Source organism: Candidatus Firestonebacteria bacterium RIFOXYD2_FULL_39_29, assembly GCA_001778375.1.
Taxonomy (GTDB): Bacteria; Oederibacteriota; D2-FULL-39-29; order D2-FULL-39-29; family D2-FULL-39-29; genus D2-FULL-39-29.
On record MFGV01000051.1, the window covers coordinates 1 to 23,509 of the forward strand.

The 23,509-nt window shown below is 37.0% G+C and carries 23 protein-coding genes and 1 tRNA gene; 13 read left to right on the forward strand and 11 right to left on the reverse strand.

Annotated elements, in window-relative coordinates; translation table 11 throughout:
- Positions 1-147: 147 nt before the first annotated feature.
- The 13 genes from A2536_03790 to A2536_03850 all read left to right on the forward strand — a co-directional run bounded on the left by A2536_03790 (position 148) and on the right by A2536_03850 (position 10,619).
- Positions 148-222 (forward strand) — tRNA-Cys (locus tag A2536_03790).
- A gap of 27 nt (positions 223-249) precedes the next feature.
- The gene (locus A2536_03795; protein ID OGF46022.1) at positions 250-798 is read left to right on the forward strand and encodes a hypothetical protein; all 549 of its coding nucleotides are present in this window, start codon (positions 250-252) and stop codon (positions 796-798) included.
- 21 nt (positions 799-819) lie between these two features.
- On the forward strand, positions 820-1,248 hold the full coding sequence (locus A2536_03800) for a hypothetical protein (GenBank protein ID OGF46023.1): 429 nt from the start codon (positions 820-822) through the stop codon (positions 1,246-1,248).
- On the forward strand, positions 1,248-2,813 hold the full coding sequence (locus tag A2536_03805) for a hypothetical protein (protein OGF46024.1): 1,566 nt from the start codon (positions 1,248-1,250) through the stop codon (positions 2,811-2,813). Before A2536_03800 ends, A2536_03805 begins: the two co-directional genes overlap by 1 nt.
- 238 nt (positions 2,814-3,051) lie before the next feature.
- Positions 3,052-3,465, forward strand: a complete 414-nt coding sequence (locus tag A2536_03810) for a translation initiation factor IF-3 (protein ID OGF46025.1) — start codon at positions 3,052-3,054, stop codon at positions 3,463-3,465.
- 1 nt (position 3,466) lies between these two features.
- Positions 3,467-3,664: a 50S ribosomal protein L35 gene (locus A2536_03815; GenBank protein ID OGF46026.1), complete on the forward strand. Its 198-nt coding sequence runs from the start codon at positions 3,467-3,469 to the stop codon at positions 3,662-3,664.
- A gap of 18 nt (positions 3,665-3,682) precedes the next feature.
- Positions 3,683-4,033, forward strand: coding sequence for a 50S ribosomal protein L20 (locus A2536_03820; GenBank protein OGF46027.1), 351 nt, complete (start codon positions 3,683-3,685; stop codon positions 4,031-4,033).
- Positions 4,034-4,102: 69 nt separating this feature from the next.
- On the forward strand, positions 4,103-4,900 hold the full coding sequence (locus A2536_03825; GenBank protein OGF46028.1) for a hypothetical protein: 798 nt from the start codon (positions 4,103-4,105) through the stop codon (positions 4,898-4,900).
- A 258-nt stretch (positions 4,901-5,158) separates the two neighbouring features.
- A complete protein-coding gene (locus A2536_03830; GenBank protein ID OGF46042.1) occupies positions 5,159-6,160 on the forward strand; it encodes a phenylalanine--tRNA ligase subunit alpha in 1,002 nt (333 codons plus the stop codon).
- A gap of 17 nt (positions 6,161-6,177) precedes the next feature.
- A complete protein-coding gene (locus tag A2536_03835) occupies positions 6,178-8,580 on the forward strand; it encodes a phenylalanine--tRNA ligase subunit beta (protein ID OGF46029.1) in 2,403 nt (800 codons plus the stop codon).
- Positions 8,581-8,625: 45 nt separating this feature from the next.
- Entirely contained in the window at positions 8,626-8,856 is a 231-nt protein-coding gene (locus A2536_03840) for a hypothetical protein (GenBank protein OGF46030.1), read from the forward strand.
- A gap of 35 nt (positions 8,857-8,891) precedes the next feature.
- On the forward strand, positions 8,892-9,179 hold the full coding sequence (locus tag A2536_03845; protein OGF46031.1) for a hypothetical protein: 288 nt from the start codon (positions 8,892-8,894) through the stop codon (positions 9,177-9,179).
- A gap of 150 nt (positions 9,180-9,329) precedes the next feature.
- Positions 9,330-10,619 (forward strand): hypothetical protein, encoded by a 1,290-nt coding sequence (locus A2536_03850; GenBank protein OGF46032.1) that lies wholly within the window; start codon positions 9,330-9,332, stop codon positions 10,617-10,619.
- Between the two features lie 1,194 nt (positions 10,620-11,813).
- Here A2536_03850 and A2536_03855 read toward each other — a convergent pair.
- The 11 genes from A2536_03855 to A2536_03905 all read right to left on the reverse strand — a co-directional run bounded on the left by A2536_03855 (position 11,814) and on the right by A2536_03905 (position 23,307).
- Complete coding sequence (locus A2536_03855; GenBank protein OGF46033.1) at positions 11,814-12,875, reverse strand: hypothetical protein; 1,062 nt, start codon at positions 12,873-12,875, stop codon at positions 11,814-11,816.
- Between the two features lie 20 nt (positions 12,876-12,895).
- Positions 12,896-13,963: a tRNA preQ1(34) S-adenosylmethionine ribosyltransferase-isomerase QueA gene (locus tag A2536_03860; GenBank protein ID OGF46034.1), complete on the reverse strand. Its 1,068-nt coding sequence runs from the start codon at positions 13,961-13,963 to the stop codon at positions 12,896-12,898.
- Positions 13,960-15,099: a hypothetical protein gene (locus A2536_03865; GenBank protein ID OGF46035.1), complete on the reverse strand. Its 1,140-nt coding sequence runs from the start codon at positions 15,097-15,099 to the stop codon at positions 13,960-13,962. Before A2536_03865 ends, A2536_03860 begins: the two co-directional genes overlap by 4 nt.
- Before the next feature lie 209 nt (positions 15,100-15,308).
- Positions 15,309-15,854: a hypothetical protein gene (locus tag A2536_03870; GenBank protein OGF46043.1), complete on the reverse strand. Its 546-nt coding sequence runs from the start codon at positions 15,852-15,854 to the stop codon at positions 15,309-15,311.
- Positions 15,855-15,862: 8 nt separating this feature from the next.
- The gene (locus tag A2536_03875) at positions 15,863-16,870 is read right to left on the reverse strand and encodes a Holliday junction DNA helicase RuvB (GenBank protein OGF46044.1); all 1,008 of its coding nucleotides are present in this window, start codon (positions 16,868-16,870) and stop codon (positions 15,863-15,865) included.
- Between the two features lie 17 nt (positions 16,871-16,887).
- Complete coding sequence (locus A2536_03880) at positions 16,888-17,478, reverse strand: Holliday junction DNA helicase RuvA (GenBank protein OGF46036.1); 591 nt, start codon at positions 17,476-17,478, stop codon at positions 16,888-16,890.
- Positions 17,475-17,966 (reverse strand): crossover junction endodeoxyribonuclease RuvC, encoded by a 492-nt coding sequence (locus A2536_03885; GenBank protein ID OGF46037.1) that lies wholly within the window; start codon positions 17,964-17,966, stop codon positions 17,475-17,477. The genes A2536_03880 and A2536_03885 overlap by 4 nt, the downstream gene beginning before the upstream one ends.
- A 3-nt stretch (positions 17,967-17,969) precedes the next feature.
- Positions 17,970-18,716 (reverse strand): transcriptional regulator, encoded by a 747-nt coding sequence (locus tag A2536_03890; protein OGF46038.1) that lies wholly within the window; start codon positions 18,714-18,716, stop codon positions 17,970-17,972.
- A gap of 231 nt (positions 18,717-18,947) precedes the next feature.
- The gene (locus A2536_03895) at positions 18,948-20,297 is read right to left on the reverse strand and encodes a hypothetical protein (protein OGF46039.1); all 1,350 of its coding nucleotides are present in this window, start codon (positions 20,295-20,297) and stop codon (positions 18,948-18,950) included.
- A gap of 444 nt (positions 20,298-20,741) precedes the next feature.
- Complete coding sequence (locus A2536_03900) at positions 20,742-21,764, reverse strand: hypothetical protein (GenBank protein ID OGF46040.1); 1,023 nt, start codon at positions 21,762-21,764, stop codon at positions 20,742-20,744.
- A 460-nt stretch (positions 21,765-22,224) separates the two neighbouring features.
- The gene (locus A2536_03905) at positions 22,225-23,307 is read right to left on the reverse strand and encodes a hypothetical protein (GenBank protein ID OGF46041.1); all 1,083 of its coding nucleotides are present in this window, start codon (positions 23,305-23,307) and stop codon (positions 22,225-22,227) included.
- Positions 23,308-23,509: the final 202 nt, after the last annotated feature.

A 23,509-nucleotide genomic window follows, 5' to 3' on the forward strand; every position in this document is an offset into this window, starting at 1 on the left:
ATAATTATTAACACGGGTCACAAAAGAATAAAATCCTTGATTTTTCAGTGCAAAAGTTATGGCTTAATTTGCTTGTTGCGGAATCGCTGGATGTCTTATTAAATAATTGATAAAATAAGCAATATTCGGTATAATACTTAATTGTACGGCGGCATAGCCAAGTGGTAAGGCAGCGGTCTGCAAAACCGCTATTCCTCGGTTCAAATCCGAGTGCCGCCTCCATATTCTAGCAGAAGGAATAAAAGAATTATGAGAAAATCATTAATTTTAGCATTAATATTTACCGGATTGGTTTTTGCTGAACAAATAAATTTTAGTGAATACCTTCTTGTGGAAAAAAATAAAAAGGCTCCTGACTTTTCCCTTTATGATGTTATTAAAAGAAAAAAATACTGTATGTCGTCTAACAAGGATAATAAACTTGTACTGATAAACTTTTTTGCTACCTATTGCGGTCCCTGCAAACTGGAATTTCCGGGATTTGTGACGTTATATGAAAAATACAAAGACAAAATAGAGATACTTGCTATATCTATTGAAAAAGATAATAAAAAAATATCTGCTTTTTCTAAAGAATTTAAATTAAATTTTCCTGTTTTCATGGATTACACTAAACTATGTATAAATCAATACATAAAACCGGGTTCTACGGCAGCTTTACCGACAAATATACTGGTTGGCAAAGACGGTAATATTCTCGAGATAACAACCACTCTTGAAGAGAAAAAATTCGAAGAATGGATTATAAAGTATGCCGGAGAGGGAAAAGATTCACCGGCGACAAAAAGCACTGAATAATAATGTTTATTGGATTCTGACATGGCAAAAAAAAAGAACTCTAAGACTTCTTCCGGAAACTTCTATTTAATATTGTTTATTGTTGCATTTATTACGGTGATATTCTTGTTGGGTCAACTGGAACTAAAAGAAAAAGAAATTAAAAAGTACAAAAATAATAATAATCAAGAGCAAATATCAGGAAAAGATACACAAAATCAGATAAGAAAGAATATTCCTGTACTTACGGAAAAACAAGAGATTGAGGCACGGAAGCAGATTAAAGAAAATCTTGAAGCAATTATTGGAAGAAAACCTAAAATGGCAGACAAATGGTTCCTTTCTAATATTATATTTAAAGAAGATAATACTGTAACAATATTTTATGAAGATGGACATGAGGCAGGCGAGCTTTCAATAAGAGTCTTGGAACCTTCTGATTATCGAACCTGGAAAAAAACGGAGAAATAATGCCAAGTTTTGAAATGATAAAAATCAAACATAGAAGTTCTATTAATGAAATATTAAAACAAGCTGTTACTGATCTAAAAGCTGACAACGGATCACTGATGATTTTTGACTCCAGATCAGAAAACCTTATTTTTAAAACTGCCTATTCTTCAAATCCTAAAAAAGTTTTGTCCGAGGAAATACTTGCCAATACAAAGATTAAAATTGGAGAGAGTATTTCCGGTTACGTGGCCTTATCGAGAGAGCCTCTTATCATTAATGATATTTCGTCCCTAAATGTTCAGCTTACCGGCTATATAAAAAAAACTGATCCCTCAAAGTACAAAACTTCGATAGTAATACCTATTCTTGATAATAACGGCAGGACGATGGCAGTCTTAAATATAAATAATAAAACTAATGGTGAAAAATTCTCTAACGATGATTTTACTTTTGCCAAATTATTGGCTGAATATTGCGGAGAAGCTCTCATACTTGAAAAAAAGAATCTTGAACTGCTGACTTTAAACGAGATAATACATGAGATAAATCAAACAAACGATCTGGGACTTATTTTTAAGATGATAGTGGATAAAGGCAAACAATTATTAAATTGTAATAATGTTTCCATTATGATGGTTGAAAGTCCAAATCTGATAGTTATGCAATCTACCGATAAAAAACTAATAGGAGAAAAAAGACAACTGGGGGTCGGGGTCTCAGGCTGGGTTTGGAAAACAGGAGAACCTATACTGATAAAAAAAATGGATGATAACTCTATTGACCGGCGCTTCGAGATCTTAAATAAGCCCGGTTCTTTTATTGTTGCGCCTCTTAATTTAAAATATGAAACACCTTTCGCCTTAAATGTTGCGCTTAAAAGCACTTCTACTATAGGCGTATTAAACTTTTCTGACAAAGAAAATGGTGTTTCCTTTGATGAAGACGATCTGACACTGATTCTTAATTATGCTAACCTGACAGCTATTGCAATAGAAAAAGTTAAGTTTTTTATTGAAACAAAAAAAGCTTATCTGAGTACGGTAGAAGCTCTTGCTGCGGCAATTGATGCCAAAGACAGATCTTCATATGATCACTTGAAAAGAGTCGTAAGATATTCTCTTCTAATGGCAGACAGGCTTAATCTTTCTGCAAAAGAAAAAGAAGACCTGCATTTCGCAGCTTTGCTTCACGATGTCGGGAAAATAGGTATAACAGAAGTAATTTTAAACAAACCAAGCAGATTGACTGACGGTGAATACGAAATAATGAAAAAACATGTTGAGGAAGGAGTTAAAATTCTTGTTAACGTACCTTTCCTTGAAGAAGCTACAAGAATGGTCAAATATCATCATGAGAAATATGACGGGACGGGATATCCGGATAGACTTAAAGGACAGGAAATTCCCATCGGAGCAAGAATACTTACTATTACTGATTCTTACGATGCAATGATTTCTGAGAGGATATACAAAAAGAATAAAACGGTGGAAGAAGCTATTTCAGAACTCAAAAGATGCTCCGGAACTCAGTTTGATCCTGCTATTTTGGATGTTTTTCTGGAAGTTTTAAAGAATATAACCTAAAATATGTTGACTGTATAAGGCTATTCTGCTATAATCTAACGTAATTTATTTAATTTGTGAATAACTATGAAGAAATTATGCTGCCTTTGCGGCTATATTTTCTTCTTAATAATAAATTAGATTTAAGGAGGGAAATATCAGCAAGCAATATAGAATAAACAACTATATCAGGGTAAATGAAGTAAGACTTATAGGTGTTAACGGGGATCAACTTGGAGTTTTACCGATAGCAACTGCAATGAGTATGGCAAAAACGGCAAAAATGGATTTGATAGAGATTTCTCCAAATACTGTACCTCCTGTTTGTAAAATAGCGGATTTTGGCAAGTTCAGATACGAGATAGAAAAAAAAGAGAAACTTTCAAGAAAAAATCAGAAAATAGTCGTAATTAAAGAGATTAAAATTAGACCTAAAATAGATGTACATGATTTTAATACTAAGACAGGACATATTGACAGGTTTTTGAAGGAAGGAAATAAAGTAAGGGTAACAATAATGTTTAGAGGCCGCGAAATGGCTCACAAAGAAATAGGTAAGGCTTTATTGGATAAAGTTATTGCTCAATTTATGCCTATAGCCGATGTAGAACAGCCAAGTAAGCTGGAAGGGTACAATATGACCACGCTGCTGGCTCCAAAGAAGGGGAAGTAAAATGCCTAAAATGAAAAGTGATAGTTCAGCAAAGAAAAGGTTCAGATTTTCAAAAAAAGGTAAAGTAATGAAGAAAAAAGCAGGTGCGCGTCATATAATGGAGCACAAAGGGAAGAACAGAAAACGTTCATTAAGAAAAAGCAGATCTCTGGGCAAAGCAGAAGCTTATGTAATTAAAAGGCTGCTTCCATATAGCTAATTAAGGGGGAAATATAAAATGGCACGTGTTAAAGGTGGAGTCACAACTAGAGCTAGAAAGAAAAAAATATTTAAATTAACAAAGGGTTTTTGGGGCAAAAAGAAAAATTGTTATAGATTTGCAACAGAAGCAGTTGATAGAGCCGGCAATTTTGCTTATAGAGACAGGAAAACTAAGAAACGCTTGTTCAGGCAGATGTGGATTATCAGGATTTCGGCCATTCTTAAAGAAAATGGCTTATCCTACAGCAAGTTTATGGGTGCTGTGAAGAAGGCAAAAGTAGAAATAAACAGAAAAATGCTTTCAGATATAGCTGCAACCGATCCAAAATCGTTTATTAAGATAATTGAAGCGGCTAAAACAGCTTAAATAATTTGATATTTGAAACGCCGGGTGATTATATTATTTCCCGGCGTTTTTTGTTAAAGGACATATTAGATGAAAATTAGCCAGACTATTACTTCAAAAACAAATCCAAAAGTGAAAGAACTCATCGAATTCAAGAATTCAAAAGAGTATTTATTTGTTGAGGGATATAGAATTACAGATGAAATATTAAAAACAAATATTAAGCCTCTTGAGGTGATTTATACTCCTGAAGCTGAATCAAACCCTGTAACTTTAAAAGCAAAATCAATGGCAATAAACTTCACTTCAATGAGTAAGCAGGTCTTTGGCAGAATATCAGAAACTGAGGAACCCCAGGGTCTGGCCGTTTTTGTCAAAAAACCTGAGTATAGACTTGAGGAGATAATTGACGGAGCGGGGGGAAAAGCCATATTTTTGCTTGTATGTGAGATTCAAGATCCGGGAAATCTGGGAACAATTTTCCGGACCGCAAGAGCAGCCGGGGTGTCGGCAGTATTGCTAACAAAAAAGTCAGTATCTGTCTCGAATACTAAAGTTATCAGATCTTCTATGGGATCTATTTTTAGTCAACCCTTTATAGAAAATATAGAACCAATAGATGCGATATCGTATCTTAAGAACGGAGGCGTAAGTATTGCTGCTACAGACTTAAAATCAGGGTCAAATGTTTTTGATACTGAATATAAACTTCCAATTTGTTTTATCCTTGGAAGTGAGGCCCATGGACTACCTTCTGACATAATTAAGAAGTCGGATTTTAGTTTAAAGATACCTATTATCAACCAAATAGATTCTTTAAATCTGAGCATTTCTGCTGCAATACTTATGTATGATGCTGTTAGAAAGTTTAACTTGTATAAAAAATGATATTTCTTTCGTGAAGACGTGGAGTTTCACTCTATTTCAAATTTTGTGACACGTTTTTGACCGGTTTACCTGCATTTGTCTTAGGTTACAACATTTCTCTCACTCTAAACTTTAAATAGATTCTTTAACTCGTTATATTTTAGGAATATTCCTTATTCTTGGTTCTATTGACAAGATTTAAAAACCATGCTATAATTATTAATATTTACAATGCTTTTAGCAAAGAAAAAATTTAATAAAGGGAATGAAAAACAAACGATGGAAAATGAACTGAATAACCTGTATGTGAATTTTGATAAAGACTTTGAAGGTATTAATACATTAAAGGATCTTGAAAATCTCAGGGTTAAATATATCGGAAAAAAAGGTCTTCTTTCGTCATATTATGAGAAATTTGGAAAGCTATCAAAAGAAGAAAGACCAAAAATAGGACAGATATTAAACAGTGTAAAGACTAAGATAGAAACAAAATTATCAGAGAAAATTGAAGTTTTATCAGGAGCTGTAACTTCTGAGAAGATAGATTTTACGATGCCGGGCTACAAACTTCCGGCGGGGAAATACCATCTGATTACCCAGACTATTGACCGGGTAAAAGAAATATTTCACGGACTTAATTTTGAAATCGTAGATGGTCCGGAAATTGAAACGGATTATTATAACTTTGAGGCGCTTAATTTTCCGAAACATCACCCGGCAAGGGATATGCAGGATACCTTTCACGTAGACGGCAATCATGTCCTCAGAACGCACACTTCTCCGGTGCAAGTCCGAACTATGGAAAAGAGACCCCCTCCCTTAAATATTATTTCCATCGGGAAATGCTATCGTAATGATCCGCTGGATGCCTCTCATTTGCCGGTTTTTCAGCAGGTTGAAGGCCTTATGGTAAATGAAGATATCAATTTTGGAGATTTAAAAGGTGTCTTGAAAATATTCTTTAGTGAATATTTTCAAAAAGAAACGAATATACGGTTGAATCCAAGCTTTTTCCCTTTCACAGAACCCAGTGCAGAAGTTTCTGTCACCTGTCCGATATGTAAAAACGGTTGTCCTCTATGCAAAAAAAGCGGATGGATTGAGATATTTGGAGCAGGGATGGTGGATCCTAATGTTTTTAAGAATGTCAACTATGATACGGAAAAATGGACAGGCTTTGCTTTTGGAGGAGGTATTGAACGCCTTACATTGATAAAACACAGTATAAACGATATACGTCTTCTTTATGAGAATGATGTCCGTTTCCTAAATCAGTTTTAAAGGAAGAGTACATTTAAATGAAAATTACTTATAACTGGCTGAAAGAGTTTATCGAAACGGGGTTAACCCCGGAAGAACTCCATAAAAAGTTCTTTACTCTTGGTATTGGCGTGGAAAGTTTTGGTCCTCTTTATTCAGAAGTAACAAAAGTTGTAATATCCAAACTTCTGAAAGCAGATAAACATCCGGATGCTGATAAATTGACGGTTTGCGAAGTCGATACAGGTTCGGAAATACTTAAAATTGTTTGCGGAGCAAAAAATCATAAAGCAGGCGATAAAGTTGCCGTAGCAGTTAATGGCGCCACGCTTCCGGGCGGTATCAAGATTTCTAAAGTGGTTTTGCGCGGTATTGAATCAAACGGAATGATCTGCTCGGAGAAAGAACTTGGACTGGCTGATTCTTCGGCAGGTGTAATGATACTTCCTGCGGATGCCCCTATCGGAAAAGACTTTAAAGAAACTTATGGTTTGAACGACTGGTTATATGAAATAGAAGTCATGCCTAATAAACCTGAATATCTCGGTATCATAGGTATTGCAAGGGTTTTGAGTGCTGCATTAAAGAAACCAATGAAAGTTCCGGAGATACTTCTAAAAGAGGATCCTTCAAGTAAAGTAAATGATCTTGCTAAAGTTAAGATCCTGGATAAAGATCTTTGTCCTAGGTATTCTGCCCGGGTACTATCCGGAGTAAAATTGGCGCCGTCTCCTGTCTGGATGCAGGTGCGTCTTCGCTCGGTGGGAATACGTGCAATCAATAATCTTGTTGATGTTACCAACTATGTTCTTCTTGAAACCGGACATCCTCTGCATGCATTTGATTATGAGCTTATTAAAGATAAAACTATCATAGTCCGGAAGGCAAAAGACGGCGAAGAGATTTCCACTCTTGACGGGGTTAAAAGAAAACTTGATAAGGATATGCTGGTCATTGCAGACACCGAAAAAGCTGTCGCGCTCGCCGGGATTATGGGCGGTCAGGTTTCAGAAATAAATGAAAAGACCGTAAATGTTCTCCTTGAAAGTGCCTATTTTGAAGCAGTAAATATCAGGAAAACCTCAAAAAAACTCGGACTTATGACTGAAGCCTCCTATAGATTTGAGCGTGGTGCTGATTATAACGGCATTATTTATGCTTTAAACAGAACTGCTCAGCTTATTAACGGGTTGGCAGGCGGAAAAATTGCCTCGGGTTGCATAGATGAATATCCGGAACAAATAAAACAGATATTCATTACCACACGTTTTGAAAGAGTAAATAAATTGCTGGGTACAAATATTCAGATACAAGAAATGCTGGATATTTCTAAAGGCCTGGGTTTCATAGTAGATAAAACGGATAATAAAAGTTTCACGGTGATAGTCCCTAGTTTTAGAACTGATCTAACCAGGGAGATAGACATGATTGAAGAGATTGCTGTTATCCATGGGTATGACAAAATACAGGAGAGGTTTCCGACAATCAAACTTCAACAGCAAAACACATCATTGAAGATAGATGAACTTGCAAAACAATCGTTGGTAAAAAGAGGGTTGAACGAAGTTATTAATTATACCTTTATGAATAAATCCTGGTTCGATCGGGCAGGTATTTCGGCTGATAATGAAATAAGAACAGAATATGTTAACTTAATGAATCATTTAATAGAAGACTGGAACATATTAAGAAGTACATTGCTTCCAAATTTGCTCAATAATGTGAGAACAAACACTGTAAGTCATGGAAACAAAAATTTGAAGATTTTTGAAGTAGGAAAAATATTCAGAAAGATAGGAAATCAATATATTGAACGTTATGAGCTTGGTATTATAATCACAGGCAATACCTCCGATTCTTCGTGGCTGCAAAAACCTGAAGAGGCCGGGTTTTTCTATCTAAAGGGGATTCTTGAAGGTCTATTTTGTGATTTAAACGTTAAATTTGAAATAAGAGAAGCAAATAACAATTTTTACGATAAGACATCTTCTGTTGAATTATTGGCAAACGGTGAAAAACTGGGTTCTTTTGGTGAAATAAACAAAAAACTTTTAAAAATGCATGATATTAAAGACAGAGTTTTTTATGCGGAGGTAAGACTGCAGGAACTTGAAAAACATATTAATATAAAAAAGAATTATAGAGATCTGCCAAGATTCCCGTCTAATAAACGTGATATTTCATTTATTGTTGATTTAGAAGTATGTGCGGGAGAGATTAAGAGTTTTATAGAAAATATTGGTGCTAAAAACCTGGAAAAAGTAGAAATAATTGATTTTTATAAAGGTGAAAATGTAGAATCAGGGAAAAAGAGTGTTACTTACTCTCTTACTTACAGAGATGCGGCAAAAACACTTACAGATGAAGAGGTTGACACTGCAAATAAGCCTATAGCAGAAAAAGTAATAGCTGATTTTAAAGCAGAGATTAGACAGCAATAAAACTGAAGTTTTTATCAATCAGCCGGAGTATTTGGCAAGACAAGGATGGGTAATTTAATGGAAAAGATTGATATTTTAGAGCAAAAAATACGAAAAGCCCTGGAAGAGTATAATATTCTGAAGAAAGAGAATCTTGATCTTAAAGATAAAATCAAAGAACTTGAAGTTTTTAAGGCTGATATTGGTAAACTTAGAGATAAACGGGATAAAGCTAAATCGCAAGTTGACGATATTATTGATACTATAGATAAAATACAGCTTGATTTAAAACTTTAATAATTATTCGCTAACATATTACACAGGAGGAGTAAATGGAAGAGAGCAAGAAGGGAGTTTGTGTAGATATCTTTGGAAGTGAATATGTAATTAAAGGTGACGGAAATTCAGACTATACAAAGGAGGTAGCGGGTTACGTTGATTCGAAAATGCGCGAGATATCAATAGTAACCTCAAATGTGTCTTCATTAAAGGTTGCTATTCTAACAGCCTTAAATCTTGCCGATGAAGTATACAAGCTTAAGAGAGAGAAGGTTATTGCGGATAAGATGAAAGAAAAAGTAGACGCTTTGGTTAATGTTATAGAGGCACAAGGTTTTTGAAAGAGCAATAACTATGGAATACAGTCCACAGTATGGTTGATTTATTTTATTGTATTTAAAGCAAATGCTTGACTTTTCATTTAAATGTGTTAAACTTGTATGAGTATTATAAAGAATTTAAGATAAAACTTTATTAAGGAGGGTATTGAAATGAAAAAAGTGTTGATATGCCTGGCCGTAGTAGTAGCATTATTTTCCTACGGTTGTTCTTCCAGGCCTGAACTTACTGCAGAGGAGGAAGGGCCCTATAATGAATGCGAGGCTTTAATAACTCAAGCAGGTGTTGATGTTGACGCAGCAAGGCAAGCAGGTGCGGAAAGTTTTGCAAAGGATTATTTTAGTACTGCTTCAATGTCCTACGAAAATTCAAAAAAGTTTTTAGAACTCAAGGATTTTCCTAAGGCTAAAGAATCGGCAATGAGAGCAAGCGAAGAGGCAAAGAAAACTCTTGCAATTCCTCAACAGGCCGAAACAGGAATAAATGAAACCGAAAAACAAATCACTGCTGCAAAAGAAGCGAAGATTGATCTTGAATCTCCTGCAGCTTTTAAAGAAGCTGTTGATTCACTTGAAGCAGCAAAAGTTTCGTATAATGAAGTTGATTATGGTTCTGCTAATGTATCTGCATTAAAAGCTGCGGCAGCAATAAAAAAAGCAAAAGATGAACCGGTTGTTGCAAAAGCCGCTGTTGATGCAGTTGAAGCTGAGATGACAAAAGCAAAAGAGCTTAAAATAGATACAGTATCTCCTGACGCATTTAAAGTTGCAGTAGAAGCATATGAGCTTTCAAAGTCAAGCTTAGCTTCAAAAGATAATGCAAAAGCAAAAGCTTCTGCAGAAAAAGCTTCAGCAACATTAAAAGATGAAATGAAAAAGTCTGTAAACCTATTCTTAGAACAGGCGAAATCAGACTTGACTGCCGCGAAAGATGCAGGTGCGGCAGACTTTGCAGCAGAACAACTTGCAGTTGCAGAGGAATCACTTTCCAATGCAAATGCTTCTCTTGAAAAAGCAGATTATATGAATGCAAAAGCTTCTGCAGAAAAAGTAACTGTGACGGCAAAAGAAGCTGAAGCAAAAGCAAAAGCAGGCAAAGAAGCAAAAGCAGTTGCTGTAGCTGCTGCTCCTGCGACAGATGCTGCTGCTACTCCGGCGGCAACGGATGCTGCTGTTCCTGCAGCGACAGATGCTGCTGCTACTCCGGCGGAAGCTCCTAAAACAGATGCTGTAGAAGAAAAGAAAGAAGAAAGAAAGCCTTTTACCGGAAAGAAAGAAGAAACACCGGTAGAATCAGTAAAAACAATAAAAATGAAAACAAAAACGGAAAGCAAATTTCCTTGGATTCCTGTAGCAGTCGTTGTTGTTGTAGCTGTTGTTGTTATATTTGTTATAAGAATGGTTAGAAAGAAGGCAACAACTTCAGATTCACAGACAGCGTAATTAAGTTATAAAAGTATAAGGCCCTCTGATATTTTCAGGGGGCCTTTTTTTTGTCAAAAATAATTGAATATCTTCATCCCGGTAGTCATTTAATATTTGCTGTAACATATGTTACATGACTTACTGAACAAATATTTTATATTTATCACCTAAAAGTTTTTGTGCCAAGAATATTTCATAAATCCCTTCGAAGGCCGGAAAAAGTAAATATAATCGGTTTTCATGGTTTTTGCCAAAACAAACATGCTGAAATCTTCACTACGTTTGCTTTAAACGCGTCAAATTCTCCTGTAATGTAAGTAAACACAATGATAAAAAAAGGCCTGTTTAATGCAATCCTGAGCAGGTATTTTGAGGGTAAAAAGCTGAAAAATTAAACAATTTTTATAAAATTATCTCATAATTTTCCTGAATTATAATGAAACATTATGGAAATATATCCATATTTAAGCGTTTTTCTATAAATTTCACTATTATACGATGTCAATCCGGATTTTTGATGTTCAGGGTATCCTTATAGTGGTAAACTCTACTGAATAAGATATCAGGTAGCTGAAAAACCCGCTTTTTGTCAGACCGGACTCAGATCTCGTTTTTGACCCACCAACGCTTTGTGGAGGGCGGGTATCTAGTGTCGTTTAAACTGCTGCTAAAACAAGCACTTTGTTTTATAGGAGCGAATCAAACAACATAAGTAATGAAATATTGAGTTTTTCAGCAGCCTGCGGCTTTTCAGGGTTTGCAGTGGGTAAGTTACAATGCCAAAACCATAAAAAGCCTTGTTTCTAAAGGTGTTTCAGTAATTTACACAATAAAGACGTTTTAATCGCTTTTATTTCTCTTTAAGCACTGCATGTTTATTAAAACCTTGATTTTATAAGTGTTAAAATAGTGGTGCTTTTAAAGATTTAGAAATTTCTCAAGAATATAGAATCATATAACATCAGAGCCCTGTTTTACCCACGCAAAAGTAGAAAGAACCATAATCTATTATCTATGGATAGATATTCAAAGTGATCTTCAGGGCTTTAAAGTGATAAAACCTATCTTATAGCAGGAATGATTAAAATAAAGTTAGGAATAAATAGCCGGATGTTATGGTGAGACAGGCAGAAACAGGTCTCTTTACAACATAACGCCTATAAGATATATTATGATAACTAAATATTCTAATAAATAAGATAGGCAAAGAAGCTATTTTGACTTGTAGTAATTATCGAATATCTCATACTTTCTTTGTAAATACATGCTTTTATCGACATTATCATACATATACTTAAACAACTTATAGCAAACTTCTCCGTGATATCGTATTTTATAGCTTGTATTCTTACCTTTTTGTTCCGATATAGTGCCTTTATATACTCCAAAACCATCTAGAATGTCTGATAGCTTCACAATAAATTCCTTAGACCCACATACATAGGATGCACAAATATACCCCATGCTACTTAGAAAAACTGAGCCATCACCATCCCAGCATCCTCTTATAAAATGCCTTAAATACTCTCTTGGTATATCAGGAAATACCATATCTAAGCTCTTATCAGAGGTTAATCCTATCTTAGTTAAATCATTAAATAATGCATAATTTGAAAGAGAAAGGCTATATGCGGCACCGGATTTAACCCCATTGTAATATTTTTCCTTTCTATAATACAATGTAGCGTCACAATCCATTAGTTTCTTAACTTTTTCCAATAGCTCAGGTTCTTTTTGAACAATGCTAATTTTTGGCACCTTTTTATACGATTTATGTTCATTATTCATGCTATTTCCGGTATAAATATTACCGTCGGTATAAACTATGCCTAGAACGTAAGCCATTTTATCTGACCAACTTGAGAAAAACGCTTCGTTAACGTGTATTTTCTTTAGAACTTTCTCAACACTTTGTTTATCAAAACACTGATCAAATATAAGCTTTCCGCCATTTAAAGCTAATGTTCTAGCGTCAGATTTGCTCCTTGTCGTTATTCCAAAATGTTTTATTCGAGAGAATACATATTGCCTTGAACAACAACAATCCTTGGCTATATCACCTAAAGATCTATTCTTTGTTAAATACTCGACCTCTAAATACTCTTTTGTAAGCATGATTTTTACGTCACTGGCAGATTGTATTGGTTTTTGTCCCCGGTTTTCACTATTGACTATCCTTGTGTAACAGTTAGAGCAAAGCCCTGTCGCTATATGCTTAATTGCTGTAGTGCCACAGGTTTTACACATAGCATAATTTCTTGACCATTGAAACATCTTGGAACTCCCCTTATACTTTAACTTAGAAACATAGCGTCACCGTAGCTGTAAAACCTATAATTTTGAGCTACAGCTTCATTATACGCCTTTAAGATGTACTCTTTACCCCCGAATACGCAGGTCATTACGAGATTTGTGGATTTTGGCAGGTGAAAATTCGTTATAATAGCATCTATTACTTTATATTTGTATCCGTCTGTTATAAATAGCCCTGTCCAAGCCTTACCGGGTGCTATAAGCCCCTGTTTAGGGTCAATACAGCTCGTTTCAATAGCTCTGGTACTGCTTGTTCCTACCGTAATTACGCGTCTGCCGGCTAATTTTGCCTTGTTTATCCTATCTGCCGAATCAGCATCTATCTCAAAATATTCTTTATCCATATGGTGATTTTCAATTTCATCGGTTTTAATAGGTTTAAAAGTACCCTTTCCTATATGATGTGTTATCTCGACAAACTCAACACCAAATTGCTTAAGTTCTTGCATAAGATCCGGTGTAAAATGCATTCCGGCTGTAGGCGCAGCTATAGACCCGTCAAACCTCGCAAAAACGGTCTGATAGTCTATTTTGTCCTTATTTTTAAATGCTTTTTCAGTGTTTTTATCTTTTCTTTTTATATATGGAGGTAGGGGTGCGAAGCCAATCTCCTTAATTGATTCAGAAAGGGATTCGCCTGTTGTATCAGTGAATTCTATCAAAAACTCATCATCTATAAGGCTTTTTATCAAAGCAGTAAGCTCTTTTTTCTCAGTAAGGAGAATCGTCCCCGGTTCCATTCCTTTTCTTTTTGAAAGGATCACCCTCCAGAGTTCCTTGCCTCCTGTTTCTTTAGACACCAAAAGAGCATCTATTTTGCCAAGCGCTTTATCCCTGTACAGTAATAACTTAGCAGGTACAACTTTAGTATTGTTGATAACCAGTAAATCGCCCGGTTTTAGGTAGTTTTTAATATTGTCAAACCGACTATGCTCTATGGTTTGAGCGTCTTTTCGAAGAACCATTAGCTTGCAGGCGGCTCTAAGCTCTAAAGGTAACTGGGCTATCTGTTCTTTTGGAAGGTTATAATCATATGCCGTTGCTTTCATTTTTGCCCTAATTCTATGCCGGTGTAGTACCTTGTAAGGATGCGACGGTAGCTGCTCCCGGCCTTGGCCATTCCATCAGCACCGTCCTGGCACATTCCAACCCCATGCCCCCATCCTTTTCCCGTAAAAAGAAGAGAATCGCCCCTGGAGCGGACGGTAAACCTGGCGCTCTTAAACTTGTCTGAACCAACAGCCAGGCGGAACTCATTTGTCGACATAGTTATCCGGCCCTTATCAGTTATTATTGAGATTTGTTTGACTCTTCCGGCCTTGCTAGTGTCTGTTATATCTATATTGCTAATCCTATCCACATCAAAGCCTTTTCTCTTAAGAGAACTGACAATATACGAAGTGTCAATTTCTTCCCGCCAGGAGGCATGAGGGTAATGCTTACAAAAAGTACAGGGAACGGCCTGCAGGTAAGGCAGCTTATTACCAAAAACTTCCCTATTGTCTTCGGTATAACCTCCGCAGTTAGCCGCAAAAGCCGCAAAGATAGGTTCGCCTTTGTATTTCATAATTTCCCCGGAAGTGAGATCAACAGCTTCAATTGAATTATGATTTTCACTTTCTGTGCCGCTATAAGCTTGAGATTGCCTCAAGTTGTCAATATCGTACTCTTTTGTCCTTCTAAGTCCTGCCTCGTAGTATCCGAACGTCCTTGCAGCCACTGCCTGGGCCTTTAACGCCTCTATAGGGCTGCTTCCGGACATTTCCCTGCCTACTACGCCATAAAGGTACTCCTCCATGGAAAAATCTTCAACTGCGTTTAATTTTCCGTCGGAAATGTAAAATACTAAACTCCCTCGGAATTCGTTGCCATTTAGGTGGAATTTATTGTTAGTTGGAAGGATTTTAACTTTGGAACCGTAAGATTTGCCCTCTATAACTATAGAATTATTATCAATATCAACCTTGAACCCTTTTGGCCCAAAAGAAGCATCAGAAGCGCCGTCAATTTTAAAAGCTCCGTTAACAACTACATCAACAGAACCGGCATTTTTCACCAATAGCAGACGGATAGGATCTTTTTTGCCCTTATCACTCCGAATATAAGAAGACCCTCCGCCTGTACAGCCGGGAAGCAGGATTACCGCCAATGCGAGCGATATTATGTATTTCAATATTTTTTTCATATAATTGCTTTAGTAAGTATACAAGGGTTCAGTCATTTCGTCAAGGCACAAAATCGTGCCTGATGACACAGATAAACGCAAAGAGATATCACAGATAAAAACCAGAAAAAACCACTAATTTTATTTATTGTTTGCATTTGCTTTTATCTGTGCCATCTCGCTTATAATTTCTTCTAAAGATCCGCCCTATATTATTGGCGGACGTGTCATCAACGGTTCTTTTTTCTTAGAACCGCGTCCATTTTACTGTAAATACATCCGCAGTACTTTTGAACATGCAGACCTGCGTCTTTAATTCGCTTTTTGCTGTCGTAATGTTTCTTTTCCCAGTTGCGGGAGTCAACAAAGGTAAGATCAAATTCCTGCTCAAGTTTTGCGCCAATTTCCCGAATCTTATCTTTATCCTGAAAAGGGCTTGAAAGTAGTGTTGTGCTAAAATGCTGTATGTTACTTTTCTTTGCGCTAAGAGCTGTGTGGTACAGCCTTAGTTCGTAACATTTTATGCACATTTCCTTCCGGTCGAACTCCGCAACTTTAGCAAGATTTCCGTGCAGATTTGCATCATATTCGCTTGATAATAATGAACTTATAGAATCGTTTTTTATGTAATATTTTAAGGCATTATGACGGTTGATATACTCGTCAAACGGCTGGATGTTGGGATTAAAAAAGATACCCTGAATCTGATAACCTTTGGAGTGAAGATCTTCACGCGGAGCAACGAGGCAGATTGAACAGCAGATATGGAGGGCTATATTCTTGCTCATATTAGGCGCCCTTGAACATCCTCCTTCATCTTAACATTCATATGCTTATACCCTTCCGCCGTAGCTTTTCTTCCCTGGGGAGTCCGGATAAGAAACCCGAGCTGTATAAGGAACGGTTCGCAGACATCCTCAATAGTACCGGCTTCTTCACCAACTGCGACAGCAATACTTTCAATACCGACAGGACCGCCGGCATAATTCTTAATGATTACGTTCATGACTAACTTATCTAAACTATCCAAACCTTTGTCGTCGATATCAAGTGAGGCAAGTGAAGAGTTAACCAGAGCCAGGGAAATTTTCTTCTCATTTTTGACCTGTCCAAAATCTCGAACCCGCTTTAAGAGTCTATTTGCAACTCTCGGTGTGCCACGGCTTCTTCTTGCTATCTCAAGTATCGCATCTTCTTGAATGTCTGCTTTAAGGATGCGGGCTGATCTTTTGATTATCTGAGCCAGATCCTTTGGCGGGTAGAAGTCCATCCTGAATGTCATACCAAACCTGTCTCTCAGCGCTGACGTAATAAGACCGGCTCTGGTAGTGGCTCCGACCAGTGTAAACTTTGGAAGGTTGATCCTTATTGTCTTGGCGCTCGGACCTTTACCTATTATGATGTCCAGCTTATAATCTTCCATGGCAGAGTAAAGCACTTCTTCAACGACCCTGGGAAGACGATGTATTTCATCGATAAAAAGAACAGACCCCGGCTCTACATTTGTAAGAATAGCAGCTAGATCTCCTGCGCGTTCAATCAGCGGTCCGGAGGTGCATCTAATGTTTACCTTCATTTCATTTGCTACAATATAGGAAAGTGTTGTTTTTCCTAAACCCGGAGGCCCGTAAAAAAGGACATGTTCAAGAGGTTCTCCTCTTTGTTTTGAAGCAGTCATGAAAATACTGAGGTTTTCCTTAATTTTGTCCTGCCCGATATATTCGGAGAGGAGTTGAGGTCTTAAAGATTTTTCATCAACAATATCTTCAACGGTCTTTCTGCCGTCTAAAATCTCTGGTTTATCTTTTTTTAGCACTTTGTAATTTCCTTTAGAGCTTCTTTTATAACTTCTTCAATAGCAGGGATATTTTCTTTAAACTTTGACCTTGAAGTAACAGCAGCATTGCGGGCTGCAGTACCATTAAACCCAAGACCTACCAGAGCTGAGATAACATCCTGAACCATATCTTCGTCAACAAAGCTCTCCCCACCTTCTATTTTACTGTCTTTTAATTTGTCTTTAAGTTCTATTACTATACGGCCGGCTATCTTCTTTCCTACACGGGGGATTGTCTGTAAAAGTGAAGCATCGCCGTTGGCTATAGCTGACTTCAGCCGGCCAAGCTCCATTCCTGAAAGAATGGTCAAAGCCACCTTTGGCCCGATATCAGATATGCTTATAAGCTGAAGGAAGAACGCTTTTTCCTCTAAACTAAGAAAACCATATAATGCCTGGGATTTGTCCGTAACATGGAAGTAGGTGTATACCTTTATCTCTTCTCCGGGAGGAGAAATACGCTCAATATTAGGTATCAGGATCTCATAGCCAACTCCATTTACATCAACTATAATCCTGTCCTTCTCTTTTGAATCTATCTTGCCTTTTATAAATCCTATCATTGTTTATACAAGTTGGATATTCTGGAATTAAAGTGACAAACTGCGATAGCCAGCGCATCGGCCGCATCGTCCGGTTTGGGCATTTCTTTAAGATTAAGTAAGGTTGTAACCATCTTCTGGACCTGCTGTTTTTCCGCTCTACCGTAGCCTACAAGGGCCATCTTGACTTCTAAAGGTGTATATTCATTTACGGCTTTCATTCCGGATCTAATGCAGGAAAGAACAATAACACCTCTTGCCTGGCTGACACTCATTGCCGTTTTGACATTCTTCGCAAAGAACAGCTCTTCGATAGCTACTTCATCAGGCTTTTGCTTCTTAATTAGTTTAGAAAGCTCATTAAACAGCTTGTTTAAGCGTTCCGGGACCGGCATTTTTGGAGTTGTAAGGATACAACCATAATCAACCAGACAAAGATTGCTTCCTTTATTTTCAATCAGACCGTAACCTGTAGTTGCAATCCCCGGGTCAATCCCAAGTATCTTCATTTTTTACTGAAGTTTACTCATTTCCTCATCGGAAATGTCAAAGTTAGCATATACATTACCGACGTCGTCATTGTCTTCAAGGTTTTCCAGTAAGGTAAGCATAGATTTTGCCTGACCACCTGCGAGTTTGATGTAATTTTTAGGAACCATCGTTACTTCCGCAGAATCATACACAATTTTCTTAGTATCTATGCCTGCTTTGACTTTTTCGAAGTTTTCAGGAGTAGTAAGTACGTCATATTCGTTGTCCATTACCTGCATATCGTCCGCACCGAGGTCTAAAACAAGCTCCATCAATGAATCTTCAGTAGCATTTGCTTTTGGTACAACAATCAGACCCTTTTTATCAAACATCCAGGCAACGCAGCCGCTTTCCCCCAGGTTTCCGCCGGATTTTGAGAAGATAGTTCTAATATCAGCAGAAGTTCTGTTTTTATTATCCGTAGAAGCAGAAACAAGCACCGCAACACCAGCCGGTCCATACCCTTCATACGTCGTTTCTTCGTATGTGGCACCCTCTAACTCACCTGTACCTCGCTGAATAGCCCTTTTAATGTTGTCATTAGGCATATTAACAGCCTTTGCCTTCAGAACAATTGTCCTTAAATAAGCGTTTGAATCAACACTGCCGCCGCCCTTCTTAGCCGCAATGATCAACTCTCTTATAATTTTAGTGAAAGTCTTACCACGTTTAGCATCTAAATCGCCCTTTTTCCTTTTTATTGTAGCCCATTTTGAATGTCCCGACATAAAACACACTCCTTAAATTGAAATAATTTTACGAAGTTATTATAACATATTAAAGGATTGTATTTCTATAATATTTTGATAAAGATAGAAATGTCTCCGTTCCGGGTTCTGCATTATAATGTAGTTGCCTGATTCATCAGGCGTTTTTAAAGCGCCCGATTAATCGGGCAACTACGGCATTTTGTAGCTACCCCGGGCACTGAGAGATTCCTAAACACATATCTATTGAACTTACCGTTTTTGACTGCCAATCCATTTAACAATATCCTTAATGACATAATCTACAACATGACTTTCAATAAAGTATTCCTGCGGAGTGCATTTACCTTGACCTTCCATAAAAAGGTGATTGAGTTTCGGATAAAGCTTATAGTTAACATTGCTCTTTTCTTTTAAATTGGACTTCCAGCCATCAAAATCTAATTTTGTAACCTGATAATCTCTTTCTCCTTGAAGAACTAAAAGCGGCTGTCTTAAGCTTTTTGCAGTTTCACCGGCATTGTATTTTTGCAAATCCTGCCAATATGCAGGAGGTATGCCTAATGGCAGCTCTGAACCAGGAGTGTTAATAATATAATCCTTTTGTCTAATCTTCTCAACCTGTTTTATCAAAACAGTCATTTGTGCTTCTTTTTCTGTCTCCGACATTTCGTTATTCAGTGAGAATAGATATTTTGTCTGATCTACAAGTAAGTCCTCAAAAGGTCGAGTGTTCCCGGCCATTATTATCAATCCGGCAGTATTTTTATCCAGCGCACCAAGACGTGGAATAAGCAAACCACCTAAGCTGTGCCCCAGTAAAAATATTCTATTTTTATCAATTTTTTCTGTTTTTCTAAGCAACTCGCAAGCAGCAAGTACATCATCCGTTACTTCCTCTTTTAATGTTATAGAATTATTCATCTTCGCCATCTTTTGTTGATACTCTTTCGTTCTTTTCTCATATCTAAGAATCGCAATCCCATTCGAAGCCAGACCAATTGCAATATCCTTAAATGGTTTATTAGGCCCAATGCTCTCATCTCTATCCTGCGGTCCTGACCCATGAATAAGTATCACAGCCGGAAAAGGTACACTGCCTTTCGGTAAAGTCAAAGTTCCCGGCAACTTCCACTCATCAGAACCAACGATAACTTCAATTTCCACAAAATTATCAGGTTTCGCATAAGAAGGCAGATTGTATACTGATTTTTTTGCGCTCGGAACAAAAAACAATCCGGCAACGTTATTTTCTTTATCTAAAACAACTTTGGCATCCAAATCCATATTCTCAAATTTACAAGTGACATAAACTATCGTATACTTCCCACTTTCCTCTTTTCGAATTGCAGACCTTTCTTTAAAAGCCCCAACCTGAGAAATAATCTTTTTCCAAGTTTCTTCCAGCTTGTCAGCAGGCAAAGCATTTTTCATGGTTTCATCAAAAAGCTTAACGCTATCTGAGTATTTCCCAACGGAAAGATATTTTACCAACTCGCTCGCTTTAGTTAGTTTATCAGAACTATCGCCTTCTGTCGATAAGGGAAAAACATTACTTAGAAAAAGAACTGTAAGGAATAGTGCTGAAATTGTACTTTTCATCTCATTTCCTCCATCTATCAGAATAAACGGGCGATGTCCCTCCCTCGGGTGTTTCAACAGAAAGGGGTATGTACAATTTGTACCCACCCTTTTGACGGTATTTCAAGGATGTGGACAATCTGTCCATATCCTTTGGATAATTCCATAATTTGCTTTCATATGCAGGCAATTCCAGTTGGTTACATTTTGTAACCGACTTACGTCCTTCTTTATTTAAACGGTTTTTCAATGCTTTCCAATATTTTTTGCAGATTGACAATCCGATGACCGTCGACAAATTGTCGACAGTTCACTCCCGGCTTCTGCCATTTTGTTGCTGTCAGCAAAACGGTCAGCGTTTTTTCCTCTCGCTTAGCGATATATTTATACATTTTATGACGTTATGCCAAAGAAAACCTCGGGCAGCCTGTCCGCCAATCTTTTATGAGGATAAGCTCGAAAAGTTCATATTTCGTTTATTAATTCAGCGATCTTTTCAGGTGATGGAAGTTCATTCCTCAGATTTGCAGGTAGTTTTCCAATTATCTTATAGGCAGATACTCCTATCGGTTTTTTTGTGTCTCTTAGAGCATATTCTACGGTCGTTCTTTTCTTATCCTTACACATTATTATACCTATTGACGGATTTTCTCCTTTTATTTTAACCATAGAATCAAGCGCTGACAGATAAAACTGCATCTTTCCGGCGTACTCAGGCTTAAATTCTCCTATTTTAAGCTCTACGGCTATAAGACTTTTTAAATGGCGGTGATAAAGAAGGATATCTATAAAATATTCTTTTCCGTCAATCTCCATACGAAATTGACTCCCGACAAAAGTAAAAGCACCGCCCATTTCAATCAGAAATTTGTTAATTCGGCTCAGTATCGCCTGTTCAAGCTCTCTTTCGCTATGCTCTTCAGCCAACTCTAGAAAGTCAAATGTATATTCATCTTTAACTGCGAGTTTTGCCTGTTTTTGAATTTTTTCCGGCAAGGTTTTCTTGAAATTCGTCTGATTTACCAGTGTTTTTTCGTAAGTATTGTTTTCTATTTGATGGATAAGAACATTCTTTGTCCAACCCATGCGCCTGGTCATACGGATATAGAATTCCCGTTCCAAATCGTCTTTGCATCGTCCCAAAATCACTATATGCTTGGTCCAGCTTATTTCTCCAACCAATGGTTGGAGTTTTGGATTCTTACTGTATTCCTGGTAAAACTGCCGCATATACCAGATATTTTGTACCGAAAACCCCTGCATTCCCGGGAATTCCTTCTGGAGGTCATCGGCAAGGTTCTCAACTACAGATTTTCCCCATCCAAGCTTACTCTGCTTTTCTGATATTTTTTCCCCAATATCCCAATACATCGCGATCAGCTCTTTGTTTACAGCTTTTAAAGCATCATATTGCGCCGTTTTAATCCGCTGCTTAATTTCATTAAAAAATAAATAGTATTCGGATTTTGTTTTTTCAATATTTTTCATTTATTCTCCTTAATCCCCTTGAGATTTTTTTACTTCTTTTCCCCTTTCCTTCGTTCACTTCCCCCTGTTTTTTATAGGGGGAAGGTACGGTTGGGGGTAATTTCAGTATTTAAATTGCTTACAAGTTGAGCAAAGGTTTAAATATACGCCCATAATCCCTTTGCGAAATCCACCTGGGCGAAGGGTGAAACGAAGGCAGCCCGTTTATTTTATGATTACATTTATATTGCACCCGTGCGTTAGCATTATAGCATTTTAGAAATAGTTTTTAACTCTGAATATTTTTTAAAAATAAGCGGGAGCTGTCCCTCCCCCAAAATTATACTTTTCATCTCATTTCCTCCATCTATCAGAATAAGCGGGCGTCCCTCTTCCTCCTCTAATTCATTTCTTCCTTATTACCGGAAGCAGGAGCTTTTCCCACATGGAGGGTTTCCTTTTTTTCTAACAGAAATAGTAACTACTCTACATATGGTATTTTTTTGCCTTCTACAAAAAGATTCTTCCAGGATTCGAAGCCGGAGGAGTAGTATTCAACCTTTTTTTTAGTGATAAAACTTTTGATGGTCTGTTTGAGTTCTTTAAGATTTTTCCCATCTACGTTAATTACTCTGACTTTGACTTCTTGTCTGTTTAACATCAACGCTTTTCTGACAAGTATTCTGAAATACTCATAGTATTTTGGAAACGAGTAGCCAATTATATATATTTCATCGGCTTTTGAAAGCCGGCGAAGCATTTGTTTGTTTAACTCCAAGAAAAAATCACCCCATGCTTCAGGAACATCTGCTCCAATGGTTGGAGGTATTATAACGGGATAGTCATTTTTCCCATTATCAAAATATTTGGGCAAGTCTTTATATATATAGATTTCTGGACTATCTGTAAGCTTCTCAATAATTCCATGTATATTATAATCAACTGCCGCATTCCTGCCTGTCGCTGAAAAACGGCTATTCTGAATAAACGATCCCGGAATCCATGCAATAGAGCCAAGCGGCTTAAATAAGGCAATAGGCTTGTCCAGTTTCTCTGTCAGTTTTGAATATTCGCTATATCTGCAGCTATTCCATCTGACACAAGCCGCCCTGTCTATCATTGCATCATAGTTTGTAGTTATTATACAGTCTTCCTCATTATCTAGTTTATTGATAAAATCAACATATGGCCATTTTTCATTAGCGATTTGTTCCAGACTTACAATCCTATTTTCAAAAAGAACGTTATTTGATTTATCCCATAGAAATTTACATAGACACCCGATTAATATCTTTTCTGCATCAACAGGCATAGAAAGACCCATTAAACGATTTGTGAGTAGCCTGTCTTTTTGCATAATGGAGAGAAGTTCTTCAAAAGCAAGCTTTTCGTACTGCTCTTTACCACCGGGGATCAACTTTTCCAGATACTCAAGCAGATTTTGGATATTTTTGTAATCACTTTTTACTCCAAACTCCAAACACGCTTTCAGGTATTCCCTTCCAATAGGAACCCCAAAAGCTTTTGAAGCTCCTGCTCCTATTATAAATACTCTATTGACCAATCTATCTCCTCAGTCAGCTCTTTCCAAGTAAATACCCCGCTATTCATGGCAGAACGTTCACCGAGCCATTGAAAAAGCGCTGCTCGTATTTGCGAGTCTAAAGTTTTCTGTCCTTTGTTAAAATATTTTCCTAAAATGCTTTATTTTTCAGCATTTTGTAGAAAAGTTTGTTAAAATACCTCTTAGAATGGCTGGCTAATAT

What these genes read in the sequence shown, in the direction of transcription:
- A2536_03855 (OGF46033.1), bottom strand. Translation starts at nt 12,875, where the DNA reads ATGTTTCAATGGTCAAGAAATTATGCTATGTGTAAAACCTGTGGCACT.
- A2536_03895 (OGF46039.1), bottom strand. Translation starts at nt 20,297, where the DNA reads ATGAAAAGTACAATTTCAGCACTATTCCTTACAGTTCTTTTTCTAAGT.
- A2536_03795 (OGF46022.1), top strand. Translation starts at nt 250, where the DNA reads ATGAGAAAATCATTAATTTTAGCATTAATATTTACCGGATTGGTTTTT.
- A2536_03860 (OGF46034.1), bottom strand. Translation starts at nt 13,963, where the DNA reads ATGAAAGCAACGGCATATGATTATAACCTTCCAAAAGAACAGATAGCC.
- A2536_03815 (OGF46026.1), top strand. Translation starts at nt 3,467, where the DNA reads ATGCCTAAAATGAAAAGTGATAGTTCAGCAAAGAAAAGGTTCAGATTT.
- A2536_03900 (OGF46040.1), bottom strand. Translation starts at nt 21,764, where the DNA reads ATGAAAAATATTGAAAAAACAAAATCCGAATACTATTTATTTTTTAAT.
- A2536_03885 (OGF46037.1), bottom strand. Translation starts at nt 17,966, where the DNA reads ATGAAGATACTTGGGATTGACCCGGGGATTGCAACTACAGGTTACGGT.
- A2536_03810 (OGF46025.1), top strand. Translation starts at nt 3,052, where the DNA reads ATGAGTATGGCAAAAACGGCAAAAATGGATTTGATAGAGATTTCTCCA.
- A2536_03830 (OGF46042.1), top strand. Translation starts at nt 5,159, where the DNA reads ATGGAAAATGAACTGAATAACCTGTATGTGAATTTTGATAAAGACTTT.
- A2536_03825 (OGF46028.1), top strand. Translation starts at nt 4,103, where the DNA reads ATGAAAATTAGCCAGACTATTACTTCAAAAACAAATCCAAAAGTGAAA.
- A2536_03865 (OGF46035.1), bottom strand. Translation starts at nt 15,099, where the DNA reads ATGAAAAAAATATTGAAATACATAATATCGCTCGCATTGGCGGTAATC.
- A2536_03835 (OGF46029.1), top strand. Translation starts at nt 6,178, where the DNA reads ATGAAAATTACTTATAACTGGCTGAAAGAGTTTATCGAAACGGGGTTA.
- A2536_03880 (OGF46036.1), bottom strand. Translation starts at nt 17,478, where the DNA reads ATGATAGGATTTATAAAAGGCAAGATAGATTCAAAAGAGAAGGACAGG.
- A2536_03805 (OGF46024.1), top strand. Translation starts at nt 1,248, where the DNA reads ATGCCAAGTTTTGAAATGATAAAAATCAAACATAGAAGTTCTATTAAT.
- A2536_03800 (OGF46023.1), top strand. Translation starts at nt 820, where the DNA reads ATGGCAAAAAAAAAGAACTCTAAGACTTCTTCCGGAAACTTCTATTTA.
- A2536_03845 (OGF46031.1), top strand. Translation starts at nt 8,892, where the DNA reads ATGGAAGAGAGCAAGAAGGGAGTTTGTGTAGATATCTTTGGAAGTGAA.
- A2536_03890 (OGF46038.1), bottom strand. Translation starts at nt 18,716, where the DNA reads ATGTCGGGACATTCAAAATGGGCTACAATAAAAAGGAAAAAGGGCGAT.
- A2536_03840 (OGF46030.1), top strand. Translation starts at nt 8,626, where the DNA reads ATGGGTAATTTAATGGAAAAGATTGATATTTTAGAGCAAAAAATACGA.
- A2536_03850 (OGF46032.1), top strand. Translation starts at nt 9,330, where the DNA reads ATGAAAAAAGTGTTGATATGCCTGGCCGTAGTAGTAGCATTATTTTCC.
- A2536_03820 (OGF46027.1), top strand. Translation starts at nt 3,683, where the DNA reads ATGGCACGTGTTAAAGGTGGAGTCACAACTAGAGCTAGAAAGAAAAAA.